General features: G+C 53.5%; 1 protein-coding gene. It reads right to left on the minus strand.

The window, feature by feature from the left end; all coding sequences use genetic code 11:
• Positions 1-2558, minus strand: a 2558-nt coding sequence (gene acnA / locus ACTF7Q_RS10460; RefSeq protein ID WP_438997776.1) for an aconitate hydratase AcnA, incomplete at its 3' end; no start/stop codon positions are given.
• Positions 2559-2742: the final 184 nt, after the last annotated feature.

The raw sequence follows: 2742 nt of genomic DNA on the forward strand, positions 1-2742 counted from the left end.
GCATTGGTAAAGGTTGCCTGCACGTCCATCCCTGCCGAGACACCACCTGCAAGGCCTGTCAAAGACACGCTTTCGGTGCCATCAAGACCAAGGCTTTCGCGGCCAACGCCATCAGGGAACTGCAACGGCAGAACACCCATACCGATCAGGTTTGACCGGTGAATACGTTCAAAGCTTTCGGCAATCACGGCTTTTACGCCCAATAGACGCGTGCCTTTGGCCGCCCAATCACGGCTAGAGCCGGTGCCATATTCCTTGCCGCCAATGACAATCAGCGCAGTGCCTTCATCAGCATAGCGCATTGCCACATCATAAAGCGGTGCCACTTCACCTGACGGTACGTGTCGGGCAAAGCCGCCAGTGGTGCCTGTTGCCGCCATATTTTTCAGCCGGATATTGGCAAAGGTGCCCCGCATCATGACCTTGTGATTACCCCGACGTGAGCCAAAGGAATTGAAATCAACTGGACGCACCTGATGTTCGGTCAGAAAATCTGCCGCAGGCGTATCACGCGCGATCGATCCGGCTGGCGAAATATGATCAGTTGTGATCGAGTCGCCAAGCAAGGCCAAAATACGGCCATTTTCAATGTCGCTGGCACCAGCGGGTACATCACGGCTCATACCTTCGAAATAAGGCGGGTTTTGCACATAAGTCGAGTTATCATCCCAATCAAAGGTCAGGCCAGCCGAGGTCTTGATTGCTTGCCATTCGGTGGTGCCTTTGAACACATCTGCATAGCGTTCGCGGAACATTTCAGCCGAAATGACCTGATCGACAACCTTGCGGATATCGTCATTTGTTGGCCATAGATCGCGCAGATAGACATCATTGCCATCTTTGTCTTGGCCCAGTGGATCATCATTCATCACCTTGCTGACCGATCCCGCAAGCGCATAGGCAACAACCAAAGGCGGCGAGGCCAGATAGTTCGCCGCAACATGCGGGCTGATACGGCCTTCAAAATTACGGTTGCCCGACAATACCGACGTGACAGTCAAGCCGCCTTCTTCAACGGCTTTGGCAAGTGGCGCATCAATCGGGCCCGAATTACCGATACAGGTTGTGCATCCATAGCCCACCGTGTGAAAGCCAAGCGCATCAAGATGCGTGGTCAGACCAGCTTTATCAAGATAGGCCGATACGACCTGACTACCTGGTGCCAATGACGTTTTTACCCATGGCTGAACTGTCAGCCCGCGTTCATGTGCGGCCTTGGCCACCAGACCTGCCGCAACCAGAACCGACGGGTTCGACGTGTTGGTGCAAGATGTGATCGCTGCAATGACAACATCACCGTCGCTGAGGCTGTAATCCGCACCATCAATGGCGACTGATTTAGGCGCTGCCCGCCCTGTGGATTCGGCAAGCGTAGCGGCAAAAGACGCCGCCACATCCGGCAAAGCCACACGATCCTGTGGCCGTTTTGGCCCTGCCATTGATGGCACAACTGTAGCTAGATCAAGCGACAATATATCGGTGAAATACGGATCTGCCGCATCGCTGGCACGCCACATGCCTTGTGCTTTGGCGTAAGCCTCGACAAGCGCCACGCGGTCATCATCACGCCCTGTTAGACGCAGATAGTTCAGAGCCTCATCATCGATTGGGAAAAAGCCACAAGTTGCACCATATTCAGGTGCCATATTGGCAATCGTCGCGCGGTCAGCCAAGGATAGCTGGTCAAGGCCAGGGCCAAAGAATTCGACAAATTTGCCAACAACGCCACGCTTGCGCAAAGCCTCGACGATCATCAATACCAGATCCGTCGCGGTCGCGCCTTCGGGCAATTTACCATCAAGACGGAAGCCGATCACATCAGGCACCAGCATCGAAATAGGCTGGCCAAGCATGGCGGCCTCAGCTTCGATACCGCCAACGCCCCAGCCCAGCACAGCAAGGCCATTGACCATTGTTGTGTGACTGTCGGTGCCAACAACAGAATCCGGATAAGCGACGGTTTCGCCATCTTCATCACGTGTCCATATTGTTTGTGCCAGATATTCAAGATTAACCTGATGACAGATACCTGTTCCTGGCGGCACAACGCGGAAATTGGCAAAGGCGCCCGCGCCCCAGCGTAAAAACTCATAACGTTCCTTGTTACGGGTAAATTCAAGCGCGGTGTTTTTGGCCGCTGCGTCAGCACCACCGGCATAATCAACCATGACCGAATGATCAATCACCAGATCAACTGGCGACAACGGGTTAATTTTTTCGGGATTGCCGCCGATTATTCCCATCGCATCGCGCATAGCCGCCAGATCAACAACCGCCGGAACGCCGGTGAAATCCTGCATCAGAACACGGGATGGACGAAAGGCAATCTCACCACCCTCACCGCTTTCAGCCCAGTTTGCCAGCGCCTCGATATCGGCAGCCGTGACCGAGCTTTCATCCTGATTACGAAGCAGATTTTCAAGTAATACCTTGAGTGAAAATGGCAGCCGCGCCAAGGATGGATAGGTCTCGGCAAGGCTGGCAAGCGAGTAATAACGATATGTTTTGCTGCCGACAGTCAGATTAGCACGGCACGCGTCACGCAATGTCTTTGACATGGCGGTTTCCCCTTTACGGTTGGACTTCACAAATAACAGAGCTGGCCAGCATGAGGAGCGCCTCAACGCGGTCTATGATCTTATAGCGCGTTTCACTTGTTTTTTCCAGATCGAATTTTGGAAAACCTCTAGACCTAATACCGGTTTGACAGGTAAACATGCGGCATGGCTAGTGATGAGGTAT

It is taken from the genome of Puniceispirillum sp. (SeqCode) (assembly GCF_965657105.1).
In the GTDB taxonomy this organism is placed as follows: Bacteria; Pseudomonadota; Alphaproteobacteria; order Puniceispirillales; family Puniceispirillaceae; genus Puniceispirillum.